The sequence below is a fragment of the Mesorhizobium sp. M2A.F.Ca.ET.039.01.1.1 genome, from assembly GCF_003998035.1.
Taxonomy (GTDB): Bacteria; Pseudomonadota; Alphaproteobacteria; order Rhizobiales; family Rhizobiaceae; genus Mesorhizobium.
This window is the reverse complement of the sequence record NZ_RZRY01001466.1, coordinates 1-543: the sequence shown is the minus strand read 5'-3', so window position 1 is coordinate 543 and position 543 is coordinate 1. Positions and strand designations below refer to the sequence as shown.

Genomic DNA, 543 nt, shown 5'->3' with positions numbered 1-543 from the left:
CCGACTGAACGGCTTATAGCAAGGGATTTTCACAATGTTTTCAGCTAGAAAGCTCGCTTTCGCGGCGATGGCGCTTGGTATTGCGACGGCATCGGCGAATGCCCAGGTGGTGGTGTCTTCCAAGATCGACACCGAAGGCGGCGTGCTGAGCAACATCATCCAGCTCGTGCTCAACGCCAACAACATCAAGACCACCGACCGCATCCAGCTCGGCGCGACGCCCGTGGTGCGTAAGGCGATCACCGCTGGCGAGATCGACATCTATCCAGAATATACGGGTAATGCCGCCTTCTTCTTCCAGAAGGCCGACGATCCGGTCTGGAAGGACGCCGCCAAGGGCTACGAGACCGCCAAGAAGCTCGACTACGATGCCAACAAGATCGTGTGGCTGTCGCCGTCGCCGGCCAACAACACCTGGGCGATCGCGCTGCGCAAGGAAGTGGCTGACGAGAACAAGCTCGCCACCTTGTCGGACTTCGGCAAGTATGTCGCCGGCGGCGGCAAGGTGGTGCTCGCGGCTTCCGCCGAGTTCGTGAATTCGGC

At 60.0% G+C, this 543-nt stretch carries 1 protein-coding gene; it reads left to right on the top strand.

What is annotated here, in order from left to right; translation table 11 throughout:
- Window positions 1-34: 34 nt before the first annotated feature.
- Window positions 35-543 (top strand): glycine betaine ABC transporter substrate-binding protein (locus tag EOA24_RS40480; RefSeq protein WP_281059955.1); only part of this gene is annotated, 509 nt, incomplete at its 3' end.